Source organism: Paenibacillus germinis (assembly GCF_013141785.1).
GTDB lineage: Bacteria > Bacillota > Bacilli > Paenibacillales > NBRC-103111 > Paenibacillus_E > Paenibacillus_E phytorum.
In genome coordinates this window covers 1-23,465 of record NZ_WHOC01000082.1, presented here as the reverse complement: position 1 = coordinate 23,465, position 23,465 = coordinate 1, and the positions used below count along the sequence as shown (strand labels likewise).

Here is a 23,465-nt window from a genome sequence, read left to right as displayed (position 1 = left end):
CTCCATTCGTGCCCTGTCACTTTCCGGCTACTTGCCGGTTTCTCGCCACCACTCGTTCACTTCTCCGGTTATTTCATCACCGCCAGCATCCTTCCATTTCTTCACAAAGGCATCGAATTCCTCGATGGGACTCAACCCCGCGATGATTCGCGTAAAAGTCTCTTCTTGCAGCTTGGATAGCTTGACGTTATGCTTGCCCATTGCGGGAGTTGGTGGTCCATTAAACCGATCTTCCATCAGATTGCTTTCGATTCGCTGCAGGTTTTCGTAAAGATGGAATTGCTCGCCGAGTCCCTCCAGCCGTTCCCGCGTTATGTCCCGCTCTGCCGTATCGACCAACGATCCATAGATACCCCGATAGCCATGCTTCGTGTGCTCATCAAACCGGATAGCAAGCTTTCCGTTCACTCGGGTCCAAATTTCATTTTCAAAACCGAGCTTCAGGCTTGTTTGACCGGGGCCAGCGATAAAATCGAGAAATTTGACAACCGCTTCAGCGTTTTGACTCTTGACGGGCACAACATTGTAAGAACGGACGTTTGAGGTACTGTAGACACCATGTTTACCGTTCGGTCCGACCGGGAATTCAAGCGGGATCCATACCGCTTTCGGATCGTTTTTGCGGTTAGCCGCAATGTGGGTGCGTGTATCAGACCAGGCCGCGGAATATAAGCCGACCCTGCCGGTCGCAATTTTTTCGCCAAGTACATCGATTTTATTGAGCGGGAATTCCGGGTCCAGAATATTTTGATCATACAGGCTGCGAAGGTAAATGAGCGCTTCTTTCATTTCTGGGAGGATACCGGAGTAAACCAACTTACCGTCCCGCTCATACCAGGCGTTCATTTGTACACCGAAGGCGCCGAGAAATGGCGACGTTCTCCTGAGACGTTCCAGGATCGAGAGGCCAAAGGTGTCCTTCCTTCCGTTTCCGTCCGGGTCTCCTTCGGCGAAAGCCTTCATCACCGCTGTAAACTCTTCGATTGTTCGCGGAGGCTGCAGGCCGAGCTTGTCCAGCCAGTCTTTTCGGGCGTAAACAATTTCAGTTCCCTTCACTTCATTTAGACTGGGTATTGCATATATTTGGCCATTGACGGTTACGTTGTCCCAAGCTTCTTTAGGGATTTTGGCTTTCAGGTTCGCCCCATACTTTTCAATATAGTCATTTAAAGGCGTGAGCGCCTTTTGATTAACGAAATTGATAAACCAAGAGGGATTGCTCGTGTTCAGCAGATCTGGAGGCTTCCCAGACGTCATAATCACGTTTAGCTTTTCATCATATCCATTCAGCGGCGGTAGCGTCACATTCACCTGTACGCCGATGTTTTTCTCGATATAGTTCAGGTAGGGGTTGTTATTCTCATCCATACCTTCTGGAAAGTTCATGCCTAGGCTGTTCACGACGATTCGTATGATCGGTTCCTGTACAGCTTCCGAAACTTTATCTTGGTTCATTAACCATTCCGGAAAGCTGCATCCGGCGGTAGCGAAGCACGTGAGTAAGGCTAGAATGGCCGCTCTATTTCTTTTCATTACTCAACCACCCCTTCAGGCATAATGAAACCGGCATTCAATCGGCCAAAATCTTCTGCAGGACTGGCGTCAGTCCATCTGCCATACGCAAAAAGCCAAGGTCGGTCGGATGGACTCCGTCAACGGTACATTCGTGCGCTTCCTCACCCAGCAGGTTAGATCCGTCGTAAAAATAGATGTTGGCATCGCCCAGTTCGCGCTGCTGCTCTACGGTTCGGAGCTGGACTTGTTTGCGTTCCGCCCGCTCTTTAACCATTTGATCATGAAATTTTTCCTTGGCATAGGTGATACGCGAGATTACTAGGATTGGAGTCAGCGGGTGTTTATCTCGGTAGATCAATATGAACTCGGGAAGAGTTTTCTGAAACAGTTCAGTAGAAACGCAGTTCGCCTCATAATCAAGTATAAGGCATGCAGGATTCGGGATGTCCGAAATGATATGAGCGAGCTCAGGTTCTCCTTTACCGTTACCGGAAAAGCCCAGGTTGAGAAACTCCCTGTTGATGCGGCGCGACATGATATTCGTATAAGCCATACCCGGACGGGCTGCGCAGCCGCCTTGCGTGATTGAGGTGCCGTAGACGATGATCTTTTTACTGCTGTCGTATGACGGTGGCGAATCGATCTGCGCTTCCTGATCCAAACCGATCCATACTTCTTCTACGCCTTGGTAGAGCGGAAAATTAAGCGTAATAATCCGGCTCTCCCTCGCCATATCCTTAAAAATAACGGCTTCATATTCAGCCAGCGTGTGATCATAAACGGTTGTGCCGTAATAAAACTGCTCTCCTTGACCTCCAATGTAGCAGTCAAATCCACACTGCCCCGTCGCGGGCATATGATACATATTGGCAGTCCCTGTCAGTTTTACTTTAACGGTCAAGGAAGTTGCATTTGTCTCGAAACGGATTTGACCGCCGGCGGTGCAGTTAGCCAATTGGTCTACCGCCACTGGGAGTTTCCAATCTGGTTTTGTCGGCAGCCGGCGGTAAAGCCTTTCTTCGTGCAGCCAGCCGAACCCGGCAATATGAAATGGCTTCTCTAACGGTGAATACCAATTAAGATGATTGTCGCCGGATTGCTGAATTCTCATGTTTGCATCCAACTGCACGGCGTTAACAGGTCGTTGTTGATTTGGCATCATAAATTCCTCCTCTACTTACTCCTTAAAATCCACTCACATTGTAGGGCTTTGTTATCCATTTTCGACTCCGATCCAGCAATCCCTTTTTTTCATTGCCAATGGTTATTAAAGTACCAAAAGAAGTCATGGTCCTCCGCTGTGGCCTCGTTCCCGCTGTAATACAATGAGGATAGCCTGTGAAATCCTGCAGGCGAGGAGGAAAAAGGAGGGAATATTTCCGTTGCCACACAAGAACAGCAACCATAACATTCAAGAATTTCATGCCGATATCGTCGTGATTGGCGGGGGAACCGGCGGTTGCGCAGCCGCGCTTGCCGCTGCCAAATCAGGCAAGACGGTGATCATGACTGAGGAAACCGACTGGATTGGTGGACAATTAACGAGTCAGGCTGTTCCGCCAGACGAGCACCCATGGATTGAACAATTCGGCTGTACCCGCACGTACCGGCAGTTCCGGGATGGGGTGCGTGATTATTACCAGCGCCATTTCCCCCTTACCGAAGAGGCACGGTCACGCATTCATCTTAATCCCGGGAACGGTGGCGTTTCGCGATTGTGCCATGAGCCACGCGCAGCATTGGCAGTTCTGCAGGAAATGCTGGCTCCTTATATTCACAGCGGGAGGCTGCAAATTCTTACCCGTCATCGAGCTGAATCGGCTTCCGTGGACGGAGATGACGTACGCACGGTAACGGTACGGAATTTGCTGACCGGGGAACTCGTGGAGCTATCCGCCGCCTACTTCCTTGACGCAACGGAATGTGGAGATGTTCTGCCGCTTGCCGGGGCGGAATATGTAACTGGGGCGGAGTCCAAGAGCCAAACCGGGGAACCACATTCCGTAGAAGGTGAAGCTCTTCCGCAGGACATGCAGGGATTTACATACTGCTTTGCTATGGACTACATCGAAGGCGAAGACTACACCATCGAACGTCCAGAGCGCTATGATTTCTGGCGGCAGTATAAAGCCGATTTTTGGCCAGATCGGCTGCTAAGCTGGTCCGGCGTCCGCCCTCATACGCTAGAACATGTCACTTATGAACTTTTTGAAGGGACAGAAAAGTACTCTCTATTCTACTATCGGCGCATCATCGACAGCAGAAACTTCGAGCAAGGCTTTTATCCAGGGAGTATTACACTGGTCAACTGGCCGCAAAATGACTACTGGCTTGGCTCCGTCATCGACGTGAGCGACGAGGAAAGAGAACGGAATCTGTGGGATGCGAAGCAGCTTAGCCTCTCTTTGCTTTACTGGCTGCAAACGGAAGCGCCTCGGCCGGACGGGGGGTTCGGCTACCCGGGACTTCGTCTGCGCAAAGACATCGTCGGCACCGATGACGGACTGGCCATGTCTCCGTACATGCGGGAGTCACGCAGGATCAAAGCCGAGTTTACCGTACTGGAGCAGCATGTGAGCACAGCCTGCCGCCCCGATGGTAAAGCAGAGCAATTCGCCGATTCTGTCGGCATCGGCTGTTACCGAATTGACCTGCATCCGAGCACGGGAAATCGCCATTATATCGATGTCTCCTCCCTGCCGTTCCAAATTCCGCTGGGCAGTCTGATTCCTGTCCGCATGAACAACCTGCTGCCAGCATGTAAAAATCTTGGCGTCACGCACATCACAAACGGCTGCTACCGGCTCCATCCGGTCGAATGGAACATCGGCGAGGCTGCTGGATTTCTGGCAAGCCGCTGTATCGACCGTGAACTCCTGCCCCGCGAGGTGCGCAGCATGGAGTCTGAACTTCGAGACTTCCAGAATATGCTTGTAAGCTATGGGATTGAACTGGCTTGGCCAACCATTCATTCGGTATAACAATAACCATTCTAGAGACGAGGAGATTTTCAAATGAGCAAAGTACGTATAGCGGTCATCGGAGCCGGATCCATTTCCGAAATGCATTTAAAATCATACCAAAATAATCCAGGCGCTGAGCTTTACGCTATTTGCGACCTGAATGAAGAACGCGCTAAAGCGAAAGCCGAGAAATACGGCATAACACGTATTTACACGGACTACAAGGAATTACTTGCCGATCCAGAAGTCGATGCCGTCAGCATCTGTACGTGGAACAATAGCCATGCGCCGATCTCCATCGCTGCTTTGGATGCCGGCAAAAACGTGCTTACCGAAAAACCGCTCTGCAAGACGGTGGGCGAAGCGATGGCCGTGGAGGAAGCAGTCCACCGCTCCGGCAAAACGCTTCAGGTCGGCTTCGTCCGCAGATATGCTTCTAATACACGTATCATCAAATCGTTTCTAGAAAACGATGAACTCGGTGAAATTTACTACGCTAAAGCTTCGTGCATTCGTCGTCTTGGTAATCCAGGCGGCTGGTTTTCAGATGTTGAGCGTTCAGGCGGCGGTCCGCTGATTGATGTAGGTGTCCACGTTATCGACCTTTGCTGGTACCTGATGGGCCGACCGAAGGTGAAGTCAGTCTCCGGCAATACCTACAAAAGACTTGGCAATCGCGCCAACGTAAAAAACCTTGCCTTTTACAAGGCAGCTGACTACGACGCTTCCCGCAATACCGTAGAGGATATGGCGAATGCGCTGATTCGTTTCGAGAATGGCGCCTCCATCCTTGTAGACGTAAGCTTCACGCTTCATGCGAAGGAAGACGAGCTTACCGTGAAGCTGTATGGCGACAAAGGCGGCGCCGAACTGGAGCCTCAGCTATCCATCATTACGGAGAAGCACGATACCATCTTGAACATCACGCCGCAAATCAACAACCTGTCTTTTGATTTTGTTGCTGGGTTTCAGGATGAAATCAATTATTTCATTGAAGTATGCCAAGGAAAAAAAGAAACCATCTCTCCTGTTCAAGACGGTGTTGAAATGATGAAAATCCTTTGCGGTATCTATGAATCTAGCGAAAAAGGCGAAGAAATACACTTCTAAATAAGCAGCTTACGACAAAACTCAAATCGCATCGGTTCACAACTAGCCCTATCAAATGAAATGGAAGGATAGTGAAACCCGTTGAATAAGTCGAAATGGTTGTCTATGACCCTATTGCTCACAATGATCGTTTCCCTTTGGTCCACGACCGCGGTTGCTGCGGAGACCGTCTCTGGCTCCGTTACCACAGCCGCTGCTCCGACCGCCGCCGATTACATTGAAGTAGAAGCCGCTCCGGTCGACATTACTATTGATATTGAAGGTCCTCGCAAGCAAATTAATGCTGTTGATAAGGATGTTAGCGGCATCACCGATTATGTAGCTTTATACACAACGGAGTATGCACCTCAGATTACGGTTGGAAAAACTTCCGTCGGTGTTGTCGTCGATGGAGCTAATCAGGTCACTCGGGTAGTAAACCCTTCCGTGAACGGCGGAGTGCCAGTCTGGACAGGACCTACTGACCTAGTCATCCCTCAAGGCGGTTACATCCTAGTATCGAATGACGACAGTTGGGCGAACAAAACTTACAAGCAATATCTCGCGAAAAATTTCAAGGTCGGTGACAAAATCAAGCTGCGCAAAAACGGTGAAGTCATCCCTGTCTCTGACTTAATGACAGGACAAGGCCTCAAAGCTCGGCTTAAGCTGAACAACGACGAATGGTTTACGGTAACCGAGCCGAAAACAGTGGTCTCCGGCAAGCTGGAAAACCTAGAGCAAGGTATTCCCTATTCGATTCGTGTGAACCAATCCTCGGTTGCTTTGCAAGCGAACGGCAGCTTTCAGATCGAGGTTGGTCTCACGGAGGGTGTCAATTATCTTGACGTCATCGCCATCAAAAACGGGACGGAAAATGACCGCAAGACGCTTGTCGTGTTTTATAAAAAACAAAACGGTACTGCAAAGGAAGTCGTCCTCTGGGTCGACCAAGGAACGAATATTTTCAAGCTGCAAACGCCTGAAAATGTTCACGATATGCTGACCAAGGCAAAAGACGCCGGGGTCACGGCCATAGCATTAGATGTTAAAGGTGTAGAAGGCTTCGCCAACTACAAGAAGAACGACCTGACCGGTCGTCCTCATATCTCCCAGATGACCGCGCCGACTCGTGCGGGAGCGAATCCGAACCTTGACATGCTGGAGGAGTTCATCAGGTACGGGCATCAGCTAGGCATCAAAATCCATGCAGCTTTCAATGTATTTGCTGAAGGCTCACCTGCGCACAACGAGTATGGGCTGCTGAATCAGCACCTCGACTGGGAAGAACATGTGTACCGTCCCGAGGATGGCGGCCAGATTCTACGGCTGCGTGAGAGCAACTATTACAAAACGGGCAAATCCCTCGTTGCTTTCGTTAACCCGGCTAATGATGACGTTAGAGCCTTCGAGTTGAAAAACATGGAAGAAGTCATCAAAAACTACGATGTTGACGGCGTCGTGCTAGACCGAACCCGCTATGACAATGAAACTGCCGACTTCAGCCCATTAACTCGCTCGAAGTTCGAGGCATTTCTCGCCGTTCGCGGTAAACAGCTGACAAATTGGCCGGCGGACGTTTTCACTTATGTGAACAATGTCCGGCAATTCGGACCGCTTATCAATGATTGGTGGGAGTTCCGCTCGCAGACGATCAAGACATTTACGGATGAAGTCCGTTCGCTCACTGATCGCTACACAGCACTCAAAGGTCATAAAATCTACTCTTCCGCCTATGTCGGCTCCTGGTTTGATTCTTACTACCTGAACGGTGTTCACTGGGGCAGCCCGAACTTTAAATATGATAGTCGTTTGCAATTCCCGGCCGACAGCCTTTACACAGACTCTTACGCGCAAACCGGCTATACGGGCAACATTGATTTTCTTATGATTGGCACCTATCAAACGACGCAGAAAGAAATCGAGCATCACATTACGCTAGGTAATATTGTAACAAACGGTGAAGTTCCGATGTACGCTAGTATCGCGCTGGCGAACATTCAGGATCCCCCGCTGCAGCGGTCGGTGTTCCAGGCTGGCTTGTCGCAATCGAATGGTCTGATGCTCTTCGACTATTCGCAGGTTAATTGGTCGGTTGTGAAAGCGTCGCTCCAGAACGTAGAGTACGTCAAGGATTATCAAGTAGGCTCAAGTGTTCCTGGCAATGAGGAATCGTTCCTTGAAGGCGATTTGTACAATGTGAGCCGTAACGAGAATAATCTCAACGTCTATACGGATACGTTCGGTCTAACGACAGCTACAAGCACGTTCGGTGTCGAAGCGATCGTGGACAGCACCGGTAAAGTTACAAAAGTCGTTAACCAACAACAGGCGCTTAGCTGGAACTGGACGAACATGTCACCTAATAACAGCGTCATTCCGCAAGGCGGCTTCGTCATTTCTGCTCTGGATGCTTCAGGCGTTCGGACGAGACGGCAACTGGTCGCCAGAACGTACAAGGTCGGCGATGCTGTCAGATCGGCCGTGCTGCGCGGTCACCTTGCCTATGCAAACACTAGCACACCGCTGAAGAATCTCGAGATCAAAGGCAATATCGAAGTGCTTGGGCCGGGTATGGCTGATGTTCGTTTGAACGGTGTTCCGGCTGCGCTGGCTAGCAACGGAGACTTCAGCGGAAATGTCTCGCTGGAAGTAGGCGCCAATCCCATAAAAATCTCCGTTTACGTAGACGGCCGCAAAACGAACGAAAAAACCGTAACCATAACGCGTACGGCTCCCGTCATCACAGGCATTGAGCTTGATTCTGCCGCCTACCGTCTAGTTTCGGGCGACACGCACGCATCCGTTACGACTGCCGTTTACTCGGACGAAACGAGAGCCGTAGTAACCGGTGCCGTGTTCAGCTCCAGCGATCCTCAGGCAGCAACCGTTGCCGCAGACGGAACGGTTACCGCGCTGAAGGCTGGAACTACGGTGATCACCGCTGTCTATGAAGGAAAAACTGCCAAATCAATCGTTACTGTCGTAGAGCTGGCAAGTATCTCTTATGAAGAGAATAAACACAGTCTTGTGAAAGGTGAGACCTTCAAAGCACCGCTCAAAGCAACTTACTCAGATGGCACAATGGCGTACATCACCCAAGGCGCGACATTCATCTCTTCGCTCGATAAAGTTGCATCCATTGCTGCAGACGGCACTATCACAGCTGTGAAGCCTGGATCCGCAACCATTACTGCCTCTTATCGTGGCAAGCAATCGGAGATTAAGATCAAGGTATTCAATACTCACAAAGAGAAGATCGAAGATAAAGAGAATGGTGATGGCGTGTACGACGATGCAGCGAACGATAATAGAGAGAATGAAGTTGGAGATATGGGTTAAGGTTTGACAACGGATAGCATCACATGATCAAAAAAAAGCATCCGGTTCCTTCTCAGAGAGAAGGTCCGGGTGCTTTTTTGGGGGCAGATTCAGCAAATGAGCCGATTGGTTAGCCTAGCAGTTTGATTTTCCTGCTTCTCAGTTTATGGCAGTTCCAACCACTGATAAGGCGTCTTTGCGGCCTTCATACCAAATTCCAGAATCGTTGCAATCGCAATCGTTTCTGCCTGTGGAACAGGCGTCTTACTCGTCTCGAAAAAACCGATAAGATTCTCAATAAACGACCCAAAGAAATCCGACTCGATCTTTAGAAACTTCGATGACCCCGCTTCATAACTGAGCGCCATGCTGAACGGACATTCCCACCCATATTGGTTTATCGTTGCTTGGCGGCCGTCCGCATACCCGATTAGCAGCGCTGGCGTGTTTGCCGTTCCCGTCCACATCACTCGTTTGACATCCGTCCCCATCAGCGAGACGATCGGCTCCACCTGGTGGATCGAATAGTTCTCAAATTGTCCCGGTCCTAGGCTGCAAATGGACTCTATCCCCTGCTTTTCTAGTCCTATATACTCTGAAGCGAACCGTAAAGCCGAAGTCGAGTACATGGGGGTCCCATGTTTGTCTGCGAGTTCGAACATCCGTAAGGCCGCTGCCCGGTTACGTGCAAACGTTTTATCGATATAAGTAGGCTTGCCGGAACCAAGTGGAATCAGCGACAGTTCCTCATGGTACTCGGGATGATCCGGCGACAGAACAACCAAGTAGTCACTCTGTTCCACAACCGCCTCGATCGAGTCAAGAAGCTGGATTCCCTTCTTCTCGCTCCAGTCCGCATTACTAAGCTTTCCTTCCATATTCGACTTGCCATAAGCGTATGCGACCTTCATGCTGCCTCTCGATGCCCTTTCAATCCAACCCGGATATTTCTCCGCATGCCACTCGTCCAGAAAATAGTCAATAAACCCGATCTTTTTCATCCTTATCTCACTCCCTCAGAGAAATAAAACCCCCACGGAGTGAACCGCAGGGGATTATTGCGCCATAAAATAAGCTTACTTCTTATTCGCTGCATACCATTCGTTGACAGCTTTCGTCATTTCGTCTCCGCCATCTGCTTTCCACTGAGTCACGAATTTATCATAATTTTCGAGCTGCTCTGCACCTGTGATGTATTTCAAGAAGGTATCTTCCATCAACTTTTGCAGCTTTAAGTTGTACTTACCGATTGCTTCAAGCGGAGGTGCAAAAGAGAGCGGATCTACAACGATGTTACCTTTGGCAGCTTCCTGATTTTTATTAAATGCATCGGTCAGGATAGGATCTTTACGAACACGCGCCTGCCAGTAGATCGGGTAGTTTTTCTCATCCACTCCTGTGAGAAACGAAGAAGCGTTGTTATACTGGTCGTTGAAAATCGGCAGAATCGGGAAGTAGTTGCCGTTTTCCACCTTGTGGTGAACGCCTTCTTTACCGATTGTCGCTTCCTTGTGAATATCTTTATCGAGCTTCAAATCCAGGTATTTGATAATCTCTTCCTTGTTTTCAGCCCATTTCGGTATACCCACGTAATAGCTGATGCCTGCTGAACCCATAACTTGTACTTTGCCATCATCGCCTTTCAGGTAAGGTAGGCTTGCGATTTTGGCGTTTGGTGTGTTTTTCAGAAGTGCATTTTGTACGGTAGGCGCGTTGAAATAGCCGTTTGAGATCATAGCCGCTTTGCCGCTCGTGAAGTTCTCGATGACTTTGTTCGCCTGATTGAGAGACCATTCTTGATCAATCAATTTCTCCGTATAAAGCTTCTTCATGAACTCTAAGTATTTTTTCATGTTCGGGTTTTCTACCACATTGACCAGTTTGCCGTTAACATCCTGCCAACCGGTCGTTGCGGTCGACTGAACCAGCGTGAGGCCAAACGTCGGCATGATTTCAGGAACGAGCGGGGTTTTACCGCCGGACAACGCCATGACATTTTTCTTCTCTTTAATCGTCTTCATAACGTTGTATAGCTCGTCGCGTGTTGTCGGGGCTTTAAGTCCGAGTTCATCCATCCAATCCTGGCGCACGATAAGCGCTGTGTTGACGATCGTACCCGAACCAGTCTGTGGAATACCGTAAATTTTTCCGTTCAGCTTGGCCCCGTTCCAGGAGTTTTGGGAAATAACGTTTTTCATGTTCGTGCCATATTTGTTTACCAACTCATCGATCGGCTCCAGGGCGCCAGATGTTGAGAGTCTGGAATACTGAGGGCCACTGAGCAGCATGAATCCATATTTTTCCTTGTTGGCCATGAGCAGGTTAAGCTTGTCGTCTGGGTTCTCGACCGGCAGCATGTCGTAGGTAACTTTGTAACCGGTTTTTTCGTTCAGGAACTTCGCCACGACTTCAGCATTGGGATCAAAACGCGCATATTGCAGTAGCGCCTTGAATTCTGGCTTCGGCTTATTGGTATCTACAGTTGCGATTGGAGCTGTTGATACAGACGGTGCTGTGGTAGTCCCTGCCGTTTGGCCGTTTCCGCCACAAGCGGTGATAGACGCTGCCAAAGTCGTGATGGACATCAGAGCTAAAAATTTTTTTACCATGAAAGAGCCTCCCTTTTTCATTCTTTGAGTATGGAGAAGTGCGTAAAACCAAATTTCATGGAACCATCTTTGAGCCTGCCCACCACCACCCTTCAAGTTTTGTTTGTGAGATTCAGCCTTTTACGGAGCCGACTAGAACACCCTTAACGAAATATTTTTGCAGGAACGGATACACGAATATGATCGGCAGCGTCGCCAGAATGATGGAAGCCGCTTGGATCGACTGCGGTGAAACGTTCAGCGATGCGTCAACATTGGTCCGCATGAAGGCATCCGTCGAAGAGACGAACAATTCCTTTAAATAAAGCTGCAGCGGCTTCATTTCTACTGAGTTGATATAGATAAGAGACGTAAAGTAATCGTTCCAGAAAGTAACCGCGTAGAACAATGCGATGGTTGCCAACACAGGCATCGATAGTGGCAAGATGATACGCACAAGGATCGTCATATTGCTGGCCCCATCCATTTTCGCCGATTCTTCGAGACTGTCAGGCAGGCTTTCAAAATAGCTTTTGACAATGAGCATGTTGTACACGTTAATCATTAATGGCAGGAAGAGCACCGGCAGTTTATCGATAAGATTAAGCTTGTGCATTAGCAGGTAAGTCGGGATCAATCCACCGCTGAACAGCATAGTAAACAGGTACATGATGATAAAAAACTTGCGTCCCCGCAGCCTCGGCTTGGAAAGCGGATAAGCGGCTAACGTCGTCATGAATAACGCGAGCAGCGAACCAACCAGCGTCACCGTAATGGAAACCATAAACGCATTCAGGAATAAGGAATTACTCGCCACATACTTGTAAGTCCCTATTTGAAAATCGATCGGGTATAAGGTAACCATTCCCGAAACGACCGCCGCCTCGCTGCTAAGCGATTTGGCGACGAGATTGATGAACGGAAAGATGGTGGAAAGTCCCATCAGAATAAAGAAAATATGATTGACCACTGCGAAGATTTTCTCGCCACGGGGTGTTCGGATGGCTCCATTCCTTCTAACGGCAGGTGATTGTAAGGTGCCTTTTGTATGCATAGCTGATCCTCCTAAAAGTTTTGCTTTAGCAAAACTAACATCGTAAGCATAAGCTTTATTCGCCGTTTACCAGATACCTCGTCCGAAAAACTTACGGGCCATTCCGTTACCCGTTAAGATCAAAATAAACGCAACCACGGATTCGAATACTCCTACGGCAGTTGAGAAGCTGTAATCTTGTTCACCGAGACCTATGCGATACACAAAGGTGCCAATAACGTCTGCGACGTTGTATACGCTTGGGTTGTACATAACGAGAATTTGTTCAGTTCCCGCTTCGAGCACATAGCCGAGACGAAGGATGAACATGAGCAGGATGATCGGAACCAGACCGGGCAGCGTAATATGTATGATTTGCTTCCATTTATTAGCGCCATCTATTTTAGCCGCTTCGTACAAGCCGGGATCGATACCTGCCAAAGCCGCCAAGTAAATGATAGTGTTCCAGCCGGTCTCCTTCCAGCCTGCCGTACTGATGAGAACCGAGCGGAAAATATGGCTGTCCAGGAAAAAGCGGATCGGTTCGCCGCCCATGGCAACGATTATTTTGTTGACGATACCGCCGTTCGTGGAAAGCAGATCGATGAACAAGCCACTGACGATAACCCAAGACAGGAAGTGAGGCAGATAAACCACGGTTTGTACGCTTTTTTTGAACGCCATGTTCTTCAATTCGTTAAGCAAAATGGCGACCACAATTGGGAGCGGAAAAAGAAATACGATTTTGTAAACAGAAATGATCAAGGTGTTCTGGAACACCTGCAAAAAGCTAGCGGAAGAAATCAATTTATCGAAATGCTTCCACCCGACCCATGGACTTGCGGCCATACCATCGAAAATATTGAAATCCTTGAAAGCAATGATAATCCCGTACATCGGCGTGTACTTAAACAGCAGCAGAAATGCGATACCGGGAATGAGTGCGAGATACAAATCCCAATCTTTCCTGATATCGATCCACAATTGTCGTCTATAGCTCTTTTTACTATTTTTTTTTGTTAATATGACAGTTTCCGTTGTAGTGGTCGTTTCTCGCAAGGTGTCTCCTCCTTCTTACCTGTCTTTCTTAGATTTAGTTTATCACCCACCGTTTTTTTGCGAATTAGAGGAATATTACTTGTTTTGGTACTTTCATAACTTCTCGCGTCTTACATAAAAAAAACCTTCCCAGATGAACTGAGAAGGCTGCCAAACGGCTTTCAAGGAATTCAATGACGAACTTCCCCGGGCGTCACGCCCCAATATTTACGGAATACTCTTGTAAAATAGCTCACATCCCTATACCCTACACCAGCTGCGGCATCGTATACCCGTGCTCCCTCTTGCAGGATCGCCTTGGCTCGCTCCATTTTACGTTCCAGTACGTAGGTGGAAAAGGCTTTTCCTGTTTCTTGTTTGAAGAGACGGCTAAGGTAGGATGAGTTAACATACAGCCGGTCGGCAACAGCATGCAGCGTCATTTCCTGATCGATTTCATTTTCGACGAGACTTAATATAGTCTTGATCATGCCATGACTCGTCGATTTCCGCCTTTGGCTGGCATAGGTTAAATACGCCCTAATCATTCGCTGCAGCCAAAATAGAATTTGTTCCTTCGCGGCTAGCTCCAAATGATTTTGGAAATAAACGTAATCCTCGCCGGCCACTTCCCGCACTGGCCATCCCTGTTTCTGGATCATGCAAATAAAGAGGCTTGTGAAATAAAGGATGTGCTCATGCATGTCTTCAACCGTTTCCGCTTTGGCCATGCCGCCGTCCCAGAGGGCAGTTAACGTTTCGATCGCTTTGTCGCCTTCCCCTGTTTCGAGTGCGATTTCCAGCGCTTTCTCCAGGTTTGGTTGAAATGATAGTTCCGGTTCTCTCCCCTGCTCTTCACGGTACGGGATCGCTAAATCATAGCCCAGTACGATCCGATTCTGTAACGCACGAACCGCCTGTACGTACAGTTTGTTCATATCCTCTTGGCCGCCTGTTATCCCACTAATCCCCGCACTTGCACTTAGCCTAAGGCAGCTTCGTACAGTTAAAAGTAGCTTTTCGGTCACTGCATTGATTTTCTGGAGGGCTACTCCAGGCTCTTCATTTCCATCAAGCTGGAACACAACGACCGTGCAGCCCGCATAATCGGTAGATACCCAACAAGGAGTGGCCAACAACGTTTCCTTCACGATACTGCTCAGCGAAAATTGGAGCAGCGAAATATCTTTCTTGCTGAATCGGGTTTCATCCTCCGACAGCGGATCCATATCAACTACGGCAACCGCATATTCGGCATCTTTTTGTAAATCCAGTTGAAGATCCTTGCTTTTCTGTTCAAGCTCCCAAGGTTCGTACTTTCCGTTCAGCCACCCTTGGAAAAATTCATTGATTAGGTGTGGAAGATGCAGCTTCCATTTTTGCTTTAGCTCATCCTCGTTATGGCGCTGCTCAAGCTCACACTTCAACCGGTCTGCCGCTTCGAGCACCGTCTCCAATATCTCCTCGTCCCCTGCTGGTTTTAACAAATATTTCATAACACCAAGCCCTAGTGCCTCTTGAGCGTATGCGAAATCGTCATGTCCGCTGAGAACAATGATTTTCAACAAAGGGTCAGCTTGGCGAAGTTGTCTTGCTAAAGTCAGTCCGTCCATCTCCGGCATCTGCAGGTCCAGTAAGATAATCTCAGGCTTCTTGCGATCGATCAGCCGCAGCGCTTCCATTCCGTTTCCAGCTTGCCCGACAACTTCTATTCCGTGCTTGTCCCAGGGAATGTTGTTGGCTAGTGCGTTTCTGAGGCGGACTTCATCTTCCACAATTAATAAATTCATAGCTGGAATCTCCTTGATGGATAAGATGTATTCAGAACCCATTCGCTCATGGCACGTTACTTTCCTGCCTTGGTCTTACCTCACTTGCTTGATTCGTGAGTATAGCAGAAGCTCTTGAATTTCCTTTAAAGTTTTAGTCAGCTGAAGCTCGACGGCTGGATGAACAATCCCCGCTTCCATCTTTTCCTTTAACCATTGCTTGAACGCTAATACCTCAGTTTCCAATGTGATTAAACCATCCTTTCGAAGCAAGCCAAGAACGAATTCCACTCTGTTTACAATCTCTATCGCTGCCTCTTCACTGACTACCCCGCGCGGAATGTACACCTGCTCCACATCTACTACTGCCGCTTCAAGTATTCCTTGTATAGCACGCAGTGGAAACATCCCCGTGGATATCGCCTTGGTTCTCCACGGGCCCATCTGCAGAGACCTTATCGTTTCATCACTCGCTTGACCGAATGCAAATATCACCGTTCCCATATCCAGATCCCGCGCTGCAAGTACCTGATCAACTGTGTCGTGTGCTCCCAACCGGATGTACATTGGGTATATGCCGCTGTAAACCAGATTTCCTGGCTGCAGCTCGTTTTTGTGCAGTTGAACAGACTCCCGTACCGCAATGGAACTAGAATAATACGCTTGTGGAATAACGACATCGACATGCTGCGACCAATTCCCGATTTTCTCAGATTCCGCCCCCGGCTCTGGTGCAGCTGACACGATGACCTGCGGATTGATGCTTTTAATTTCCTTGTATAAGTCCGCTACAAAATCATCCTCAATCTGCTCCAGCCAGTCCGTCCACGTTTTCCAAAGCTCCTTCTGCAGCTCTGCATCAATCCGAAGAGGATCAACGCCATGCTCACGCCGAAATGCCTCACGTGCATACTCACTGAAGCAGTAGCTTTCCTTCCAATCAGCGGAATGCGGAAACCGCATAAAATCCAGGTTGATTCCGGCAACCCCATATGTCATAATCATCTCTTTCATAATGTCGAGCAGATATCGCCGTACCTCCGGATTCGTGATATCGAGCCAAAAGTAACCGGTCACCTGCTGAGGCAGGGGCTTTTCGGACCCGGTTTGGCGTCTCGAAAGCGCGGACCATTCTGGATGTGTCCGAAGCACCGGACCTCCTGATGGGTCGACTCCAACCATGAACCCGTCCAGCCAAGCGTGCACGGCGATGCCCCGCTCCCCGGCCTCCTTAACGAAAGCCTCAAGAGGATCCCATCCCCGAAAAGCAGGGTGCTGCTCCTCCACTCGCCTGGCAGCGGCTACACGGCTCGGATAAATCGTATACCCCCAAAACCAAGTCTCCAGATACAACTCATTGAAGCCAGCAGCCTGCACACGGTCCAAGGTACGGCACACCTCCTCACGGCTTTGCTCCGTCGGGCGGTACCAGACTCCTCGGGCTTCCGCTACTCTGCTCGGCAGAGCTAGAATGTAACCGTCTATCGCCTCCGCTGACGCTTGCTTAACGAGACTCATACACGCATCTGAGTCTGTGAGCTGAAGTACCCGCGCTTCCGCCAGCAGGTGAACCGCCCTTCCCACATGCTCTCTTGCCAAGTCAAATGGAGCATTCACACATGCGTCCCAATTCTCCTTAATTGTCCGCTGCGCATTTGCAATCAGCTTTTCCGCCTGTTCCAAACACAAGTTAATTTCTTGCTCAGCCATAGCAAATTATCCCTTCATAGTGTGTTTGGTATAGAAATTATCATATTTATGGAGGACCTGATAGGGGATAATGGATACTTTCTTTGGTATTTTGACATGAAAAAAAAGTCTCCTGGCGAATTAAACCCTCACCAAGAGACTTCTTCTTATTTTAGTGCTGTATGATTACTCTCTCAACGCTTCTTTCAATTTCGTAGACATGCTATCCATGGAGCCCGTAGATGAACGCTTAACTCCACGTAGTTTCGCGATTTCTTGTTTCAATCTCTCGTTTTCTAATGTCAATTTTTTGATCTGAGCTAGGAGCTGTTCCTTTTCTGAGCCTTCTTTATTTTCCAACGGTATCCCGCCCCTTTTCTTCTGGATAAAAATACCCCTTCGCCGTTGGCAGATCATCACCTTGGATTCTCTCCATTCGTCAAGGGGGTTAATATCGGGATCTTTGGTCGTAGATCAAAGTCTCTCCTATTATTTGTTCAATTCAATCGTATAAAGACGTCCTGTCTCTTCCCAAATTTCACCTGGCTCCAAGGAAACAAGTCCAATTTGATCAGCCGGGAGATCTACGTTTGGTGCATTTACCAGATTCATTTGCGGTTCAGGGCAGAAAAACCCTTCAGAAGCGCCATTATTCCAGATCATCCACTGTTTGTAGGAAGTCCCTACATCATAAACCAGTTTGATACCTTCACGTGAATCTGTCAACTCCATATAGTTACGGCCATTTTGCGGCGAGGTTGTGTAATGATTATCCATAGATTCAAAGAACGGCGACAAGCCGCCTACTTTCATCTTCTCTTCGTCAGCTGACAATGGCTGATACTCCCCAGTTGGCAGCATTCTTTCACTCATTTCCCAGCGGTTGCCGATCGTCATTTTGAACCCATAATCAGAAGCCTGACTGTTCGGCGCAAAAGGTGCATTGATCGTCGTGTGATACGCTAACAAGCAAGGCATAGCTTCTTTGCCTTCATTATGCACGGATACATGTTGATGCAAACCATGTGCATTCAATGTGTAAGTCAAGCGAATCGTGAACTCATGCGGTAAATATGTATAAACCGAATGACCTTCTCTTACGCGTAATGCTAAGGTAACACGACTCTCAGATTCATCCGCACTAAATTTCTCAACAGCCCATGGAATATTGTGCACAAAACCGTGTAGGTGATTTCCTGTTTTCGCTTCATTGATCGGAAATTCATAAACTTTGCCTTTCCAAGGAAACTTCCCGTCCTCATACCGATTGGGTGGAAATAATACCGGAATCCCGTGCACGATTGGACGTGCTTTAAAAGCTTCCATCTCTTCCATTGCAGGCTCACGCAAAAAGCGATATTCTTTTTCAGTATCTCTAAAAGCAATTAGATTAGCGCCAACTTCCGGTAAAACAGCTGCTTCATAACGGCCAGCTTGTAACCAAATGGCTTTCTCTCCTTGGTAAGTTCCTTCAAACGCTTTCGTCGTCATTTCGTGTTAACCTCCTACATAGCTGTGCCTTTAAATTTGGACAGGCTTATATGAATTTACTCTAAATCATGTGAAACAAAGAAGTCAATGGATGAAAATAACGCGAACAATGATAAATGTGACTTTCGATAAAGTACGAATGAGAAAACCGTCCTCCTAAAAAAGGATGAACGGTCCTCACTTTTTATATAAGATATCTTTATTATAGCTGTTTACTTCTGTTTAGTGTTTCCAAGCAACCTCACTCCAGCGAAGCTCATTACGGAACTGCAGCACTGAGGTGTTCTTATTGATAATCACAACTTCGACTCCAGCTAATTCTGCCCAGTCCACTAATTGCTCCGTACTTACGTTGTATGAAAATACCGTGTGATGCGCGCCTCCTGCATAAATCCAAGCTTCTGCAGAATCTCGCAGCGATGGTTGCGGCTTCCAAAGCACACGTGCTACGGGCAATTTAGGCATAGCTTTGAGTGGTTGAACAGCGTCAACTTCGTTAATCAGCAAACGGAATCGGTTGCCCATATCGATCAGAGATGCATTCAGAGCTCTCCCTGAAGCACCGTCGAAAACGAGGCGCGCTGGATCCGCTTTACCGCCGATACCTAACGGATGAACCTCGATTTTGGGACGCGTAGCTGCAATTGTCGGACAAATTTCTAACATATGTGCGCCAAGCACGAGCTCTTGACCTGGCTCCATATGATAGGTGTAATCCTCCATGAAGGACGTACCTTTGTTGTCAGCGATGATCTTCATCACGCGTGTCAACGCCGCCGTTTTCCAATCGCCTTCACCGCCAAAGCCGTATCCTTGCCCCATCAAACGCTGAACGGCAAGTCCTGGCAGCTGCTTCAGCCCATGCAAATCCTCGAATGTTGTCGTGAATGCGCCGAAGCCGCCTTCTTGCAAGAAACTTTTCATTCCAAGCTCGATGCGAGCTTGCTCACGAATCGCTTCACGCACTGGACCTGCCGAGCGGCCTTCAGCCGTAATATCATAAACTTCATTGTACTCGTCCATTAAATGATCGACCTCAGCTTCAGAGATGTCTCCTACACGCTGTACAAGATCGCCAACCCCGTAGCCATTGATGGACCAACCAAATTTAATCTGCGCTTCCACTTTATCGCCTTCTGTAACAGCCACTTGACGCATGTTATCGCCAAAACGAGCCACTTTCAGACTACGTCCTTCTACGAAAGCAACCGCTGTACGCATCCATCCTGCAATACGGCTAAGTACAGCTGGATCTTCCCAATAGCCAACAACTACTTTACGGGAAATACCCATACGCGCACCGATAAAGCCATACTCGCGGTCGCCATGCGCCGCTTGATTCAAGTTCATGAAATCCATATCGATCGTTTCCCACGGGATATCACGATTGAATTGGGTATGTAAGTGAAGCAGCGGTTTGCGATACTCAGCGAGACCGGCAATCCACATTTTTGCTGGAGAAAACGTATGCATCCATGTAATGATTCCTGCGCAATTGTCATCCGCATTGGCATCCAGACAAAGTCTGCGGATGGCATCTGGTGTTGTCAGTACAGGCTTGAAAATTAGTTTACTCGGAATTGACAAGTCACGGTCAATCCCTTCTGTGATTTGCTTGGAATGCTCATCCACTTGCAGCAGTGTCTCAGGTCCATACAAATGCTGACTTCCGGTAACGAACCAAAATACTTTTTCTGAAAAAGGGTTCATGGCTAATAGCCTCCTTGGTTGGTTGGGAATGTAAGAATCCGAACTAATGACGAGCTTCCTTACGAATAGAACGAAGTCTCTTCATCACATCATTCTCTCCGCGTCCGAAATAATCATGCAGTTTGCTGTACTCCTGATAAAGCTGCTCATAGACAGCTACATTCTCTGCGATTGGCTTGAACGTTTCTTTACGAACACGGGCCATTTTGTGCGCTGCGTCAACGATATTGTCATAACCGCCATTGGCAGCACCTGCAGCGACAGCCCCGAACATCGCTGCTCCTAGAGCTGGCGTTTGTTTGGAATCCGCGATTTTGATCTCCCGATTCGTTACATCGGCATAAATTTGCATGAGTAGGCGATTTTTTTGCGGTAACCCGCCACAAGCGTATAATTCTTGCACTTCTACACCATTATCGTGGAATGCATCGACAATTTTACGTGTTCCGAATGCAGTTGCTTCCAGTAATGTGCGGTAAATTTCCTCTGGCTTCGTTAAGAGCGAATAACCTAAAATAAGACCGTTTAATTCGGTGTCCACGAGTACGGAACGATTTCCATTCCACCAGTCCAGGGCAAGTAAACCGGTTTCTCCCGGTTTGTAAGCGGATGCATGACGTTCCAGCCATTCATGCACATTCGTTCCTTCTTGCTCAGCCGCAGCTTGCACATATGCAGGTACACCCTGCTCCACATACCAAGCGAAAATATCCCCAACCGCCGACTGGCCAGCTTCATAGCCCAAATATCCAGGAATAATGCCGTCTTCTACGACGCCGCACATCCCTTCAACTTCTCTCTCTTCTGTCCCCAGCAGCATATGACAAATGGAAGTCCCCATCGCCATGACCAGTTTACCTGGCGTTACTACACCGACACCTGGAACAGCTGCGTGTGCATCTACGTTACCGACGGCAATGGCAGTTCCAGCCTTCAGACCCATCATTTTAGCCATTGCTTCTGTTAGCTCACCAGCTTTGGTGCCGAGTGGAACAACATCACCGCGAAGCTTGGTTTCTGTTAAATTTTCAAGACGAGGATCGAGAGCCTTAAAGAAAGCTTTACTCGGATAGCCATCTTTTTTATGCCAAATGGACTTATAGCCTGTGGTACAGCTGTTACGGACAATGTCCGATTGACCCGTCATTTGCGAGACGACCCAATCTGTTGCTTCCAAGAATCGATCGGTTTGTTCATAAATATCAGGAGCTTCGTTTAAGATTTGCCAAACCTTCGCAATCATCCATTCGGAAGATATTTTGCCACCGTAACGAGCAAGGAACGATTCTCCTCTGCTTTCCGCGATCTCGTTAATAAGATTCGCCTCGTCTTGAGCCGCATGATGCTTCCATAGCTTCACCCAGCTGTGTGGATTATTCGTTAGTGCCGGATTGAAACAAAGCGGCTGGCCCTCTTTATCAATCGGGAGCATCGTACATGCCGTGAAATCAATACCAAGTCCGATAATATCGGCTGGATCCACTCCGGATGCCTGCACAACGGCTGGAACAGACTGGGTCAATACATCGATATAGTCTTTGGGATGCTGCAAAGCCCAATCATACGCAAGCTTGATCCCAGATAAGGGCAACTTCTCATCAATAACGTTGTGCGGGTATGGCGTTACATGATCGGCAACCTCAGTTCCATCGCTCAAGTCGACCAATACGGCACGGCCAGATTCCGTTCCATAGTCAACACCAATCGCATATCTTTTAGACATGGATAGCCTCCTTCAAATTTCAACTGTTTCTACATTCAGTATATCACTTGTACGTACAAGTTGGCTAGATGAATTTTTACGACAGTGAAACTCGGATGGTTGACTCCCTGACGATTAATTCCGGCTTATAGACTTTCCCCGTTTTACTTCCATTTGCTCGTTTATTCTGTATCATATCGATCAATATCTCAGCTGCATCAGCGCCCATTTCCGTTTTTGGATGCGAAAGTGTCGTCAGCTTGACCTCTGTTGCGGTTGCTAAAGAAGAGTCATCAAAACCGACAAGCGAGATATCCTGCGGCACTTGAAGACCTGTTGTACGTACAGCTTCAAGTAGATGAATAGCTATCTCATCATTGTAGCAAACGAAAGCCGTTGGCCGCTCATCCTCCTGACCTAGCATCGCTATTGCGCTTTCGTAAGGTTTTTGTCTCTTCTCCTCCGTCGAATAATGAATGACGAATTCCGGTAACAACGGGATTTGATAGTGATGATGAGCACGAATAAACCCTTTCAGCCGATTAACCCCTTGCAAGTCATCGGTCTTGAAGAACCCAGCAATACGGCGATGCCCAAGCTCAATTAAATGCTGAGCAGCCTTGAATCCGCCCTCTTCATCATCCACAACCAAAGAAGGACAATTCATCTCCGGATACCGCTCATTAATCATCAAATAAGGAATATGTTGATAGTCTAAGGATAGGTAATAACTTAAATTTGGGTTGCCTTCCGCGCTTTTGGTTGGTTCAATAATAAGTCCGCTTAAAGGCTGACTCATCATCATGTCGAGGCTTTCCTTCTCTTTCTCCTTATCATTGTCTGTGGAAGACAAGAGCAGTCTGTATCCTCTCGCACGTAAGGCAGACTCCGCTCCTCTTACGATATGAGGAAAAATATAATCAGATATATAGGTTGTCAGAATGCCAATGGTTTGTACATCTCGACTTTTTTGCGTTTGGGGCGTGGATACGAATGTCCCTTTACCTTGCATCCGATACAGCCAACCTTCTTGCTCTAACTCACCGAACGTTTGGCGAACCGTTTGACGGCTCATCTGAAATTGCTCGGCTATTTCATTTTCTGATGGCATTTGATCATTCGGTTTCAGTTTCCCGGTATGAAGCCACGATAGGATTTCCTGTTTCAACTGTAAGTATTTCGGCATTTGCTTTTCTTTCATAATTCACCTCAGGTTATTGATTCTGACCGTATTATATCATTTGCTCAACTTGTATGTACATATACGGGATTTTAGAGGTGTGCATTAGGTGAGCGCGAAAAACGCGCTTATTCAGGAGCGCATGGGCAAATAAGCGCGTTTTCCGCGCTTACAGCGATAGCTCTTCGAGCCGAAGCTCGTTGCCAGAGTCTGAGTGAAGCCGAAAATCGACTTCTCACCAGAGTATCCCGCGCGTCCGTTCTGAATAAGCGCGGAAAACGCGCTTATTCAGGAGCGCCCGAGCCAATAAGCGCGTTTTCCGCGCTTACAGCGAGAGCTCTTCGAGCCGAAGCTCGTTGGCGGAGTCTGAGAAGCCG

The 23,465-nt window shown here is 48.2% G+C and carries 16 protein-coding genes; 3 read left to right on the top strand and 13 right to left on the bottom strand.

Annotation, left to right across the window (positions count from 1 at the left end; genetic code table 11):
* Nucleotides 1–27: 27 nt before the first annotated feature.
* The gene (locus GC102_RS16845) at nucleotides 28–1,533 is read right to left on the bottom strand and encodes an extracellular solute-binding protein (protein ID WP_171690579.1); all 1,506 of its coding nucleotides are present in this window, start codon (nucleotides 1,531–1,533) and stop codon (nucleotides 28–30) included.
* Nucleotides 1,534–1,570: 37 nt separating this feature from the next.
* Entirely contained in the window at nucleotides 1,571–2,677 is a 1,107-nt protein-coding gene (locus GC102_RS16840) for an SGNH/GDSL hydrolase family protein (protein ID WP_171690578.1), read from the bottom strand.
* 247 nt (nucleotides 2,678–2,924) lie between these two features.
* Between GC102_RS16840 and GC102_RS16835 the strand changes: the two genes are divergently transcribed.
* The 3 genes from GC102_RS16835 (at nucleotide 2,925) to GC102_RS16825 (ending at nucleotide 8,909) form a co-directional block, all read left to right on the top strand.
* Nucleotides 2,925–4,496 carry an FAD-dependent oxidoreductase gene (locus tag GC102_RS16835; protein WP_312883305.1) on the top strand — a complete coding sequence of 524 codons (1,572 nt, stop codon included), beginning with the start codon at nucleotides 2,925–2,927 and terminating at the stop codon, nucleotides 4,494–4,496.
* Between the two features lie 33 nt (nucleotides 4,497–4,529).
* Nucleotides 4,530–5,588 carry a Gfo/Idh/MocA family protein gene (locus GC102_RS16830; RefSeq protein WP_171690576.1) on the top strand — a complete coding sequence of 353 codons (1,059 nt, stop codon included), beginning with the start codon at nucleotides 4,530–4,532 and terminating at the stop codon, nucleotides 5,586–5,588.
* Between the two features lie 81 nt (nucleotides 5,589–5,669).
* Entirely contained in the window at nucleotides 5,670–8,909 is a 3,240-nt protein-coding gene (locus GC102_RS16825) for a family 10 glycosylhydrolase (protein ID WP_171690575.1), read from the top strand.
* 143 nt (nucleotides 8,910–9,052) lie between these two features.
* On the opposite strand, the gene GC102_RS16820 is transcribed toward GC102_RS16825, so the two are convergent.
* The 11 genes from GC102_RS16820 to GC102_RS16770 all read right to left on the bottom strand — a co-directional run bounded on the left by GC102_RS16820 (nucleotide 9,053) and on the right by GC102_RS16770 (nucleotide 23,109).
* A complete protein-coding gene (locus tag GC102_RS16820) occupies nucleotides 9,053–9,889 on the bottom strand; it encodes a Gfo/Idh/MocA family oxidoreductase (protein ID WP_171690574.1) in 837 nt (278 codons plus the stop codon).
* Nucleotides 9,890–9,964: 75 nt separating this feature from the next.
* Nucleotides 9,965–11,497: a type 2 periplasmic-binding domain-containing protein gene (locus tag GC102_RS16815; protein WP_171690573.1), complete on the bottom strand. Its 1,533-nt coding sequence runs from the start codon at nucleotides 11,495–11,497 to the stop codon at nucleotides 9,965–9,967.
* Between the two features lie 112 nt (nucleotides 11,498–11,609).
* The gene (locus GC102_RS16810; protein WP_171690572.1) at nucleotides 11,610–12,530 is read right to left on the bottom strand and encodes a carbohydrate ABC transporter permease; all 921 of its coding nucleotides are present in this window, start codon (nucleotides 12,528–12,530) and stop codon (nucleotides 11,610–11,612) included.
* A gap of 66 nt (nucleotides 12,531–12,596) precedes the next feature.
* Nucleotides 12,597–13,535: an ABC transporter permease gene (locus GC102_RS16805; protein WP_171690663.1), complete on the bottom strand. Its 939-nt coding sequence runs from the start codon at nucleotides 13,533–13,535 to the stop codon at nucleotides 12,597–12,599.
* A 203-nt stretch (nucleotides 13,536–13,738) separates the two neighbouring features.
* Nucleotides 13,739–15,337, bottom strand: coding sequence for a response regulator (locus GC102_RS16800; RefSeq protein ID WP_171690571.1), 1,599 nt, complete (start codon nucleotides 15,335–15,337; stop codon nucleotides 13,739–13,741).
* A 75-nt stretch (nucleotides 15,338–15,412) separates the two neighbouring features.
* Nucleotides 15,413–17,026: a glycoside hydrolase family 10-like protein gene (locus tag GC102_RS16795; RefSeq protein ID WP_171690570.1), complete on the bottom strand. Its 1,614-nt coding sequence runs from the start codon at nucleotides 17,024–17,026 to the stop codon at nucleotides 15,413–15,415.
* 165 nt (nucleotides 17,027–17,191) lie between these two features.
* Nucleotides 17,192–17,365, bottom strand: coding sequence for a hypothetical protein (locus tag GC102_RS16790; RefSeq protein ID WP_171690569.1), 174 nt, complete (start codon nucleotides 17,363–17,365; stop codon nucleotides 17,192–17,194).
* A 129-nt stretch (nucleotides 17,366–17,494) separates the two neighbouring features.
* Nucleotides 17,495–18,496, bottom strand: coding sequence for an aldose 1-epimerase (locus GC102_RS16785; RefSeq protein WP_171690568.1), 1,002 nt, complete (start codon nucleotides 18,494–18,496; stop codon nucleotides 17,495–17,497).
* Between the two features lie 222 nt (nucleotides 18,497–18,718).
* Nucleotides 18,719–20,206: an L-arabinose isomerase gene (araA, locus tag GC102_RS16780; RefSeq protein ID WP_171690567.1), complete on the bottom strand. Its 1,488-nt coding sequence runs from the start codon at nucleotides 20,204–20,206 to the stop codon at nucleotides 18,719–18,721.
* Nucleotides 20,207–20,249: 43 nt separating this feature from the next.
* A complete protein-coding gene (locus GC102_RS16775) occupies nucleotides 20,250–21,929 on the bottom strand; it encodes a ribulokinase (RefSeq protein ID WP_171690566.1) in 1,680 nt (559 codons plus the stop codon).
* A gap of 76 nt (nucleotides 21,930–22,005) precedes the next feature.
* Entirely contained in the window at nucleotides 22,006–23,109 is a 1,104-nt protein-coding gene (locus tag GC102_RS16770) for a GntR family transcriptional regulator (protein ID WP_171690565.1), read from the bottom strand.
* Between the last annotated feature and the right edge of the window lie 356 nt (nucleotides 23,110–23,465).

Coding starts and splice junctions, on each gene's coding strand:
- GC102_RS16845 (WP_171690579.1), bottom strand. CDS start 1,533: ATGAAAAGAAATAGAGCGGCCATTCTAGCCTTACTCACGTGCTTCGCT.
- GC102_RS16840 (WP_171690578.1), bottom strand. CDS start 2,677: ATGATGCCAAATCAACAACGACCTGTTAACGCCGTGCAGTTGGATGCA.
- GC102_RS16830 (WP_171690576.1), top strand. CDS start 4,530: ATGAGCAAAGTACGTATAGCGGTCATCGGAGCCGGATCCATTTCCGAA.
- GC102_RS16820 (WP_171690574.1), bottom strand. CDS start 9,889: ATGAAAAAGATCGGGTTTATTGACTATTTTCTGGACGAGTGGCATGCG.
- GC102_RS16815 (WP_171690573.1), bottom strand. CDS start 11,497: ATGGTAAAAAAATTTTTAGCTCTGATGTCCATCACGACTTTGGCAGCG.
- GC102_RS16810 (WP_171690572.1), bottom strand. CDS start 12,530: ATGCATACAAAAGGCACCTTACAATCACCTGCCGTTAGAAGGAATGGA.
- GC102_RS16800 (WP_171690571.1), bottom strand. CDS start 15,337: ATGAATTTATTAATTGTGGAAGATGAAGTCCGCCTCAGAAACGCACTA.
- GC102_RS16795 (WP_171690570.1), bottom strand. CDS start 17,026: ATGGCTGAGCAAGAAATTAACTTGTGTTTGGAACAGGCGGAAAAGCTG.
- GC102_RS16785 (WP_171690568.1), bottom strand. CDS start 18,496: ATGACGACGAAAGCGTTTGAAGGAACTTACCAAGGAGAGAAAGCCATT.
- araA (WP_171690567.1), bottom strand. CDS start 20,206: ATGAACCCTTTTTCAGAAAAAGTATTTTGGTTCGTTACCGGAAGTCAG.
- GC102_RS16775 (WP_171690566.1), bottom strand. CDS start 21,929: ATGTCTAAAAGATATGCGATTGGTGTTGACTATGGAACGGAATCTGGC.
- GC102_RS16770 (WP_171690565.1), bottom strand. CDS start 23,109: ATGAAAGAAAAGCAAATGCCGAAATACTTACAGTTGAAACAGGAAATC.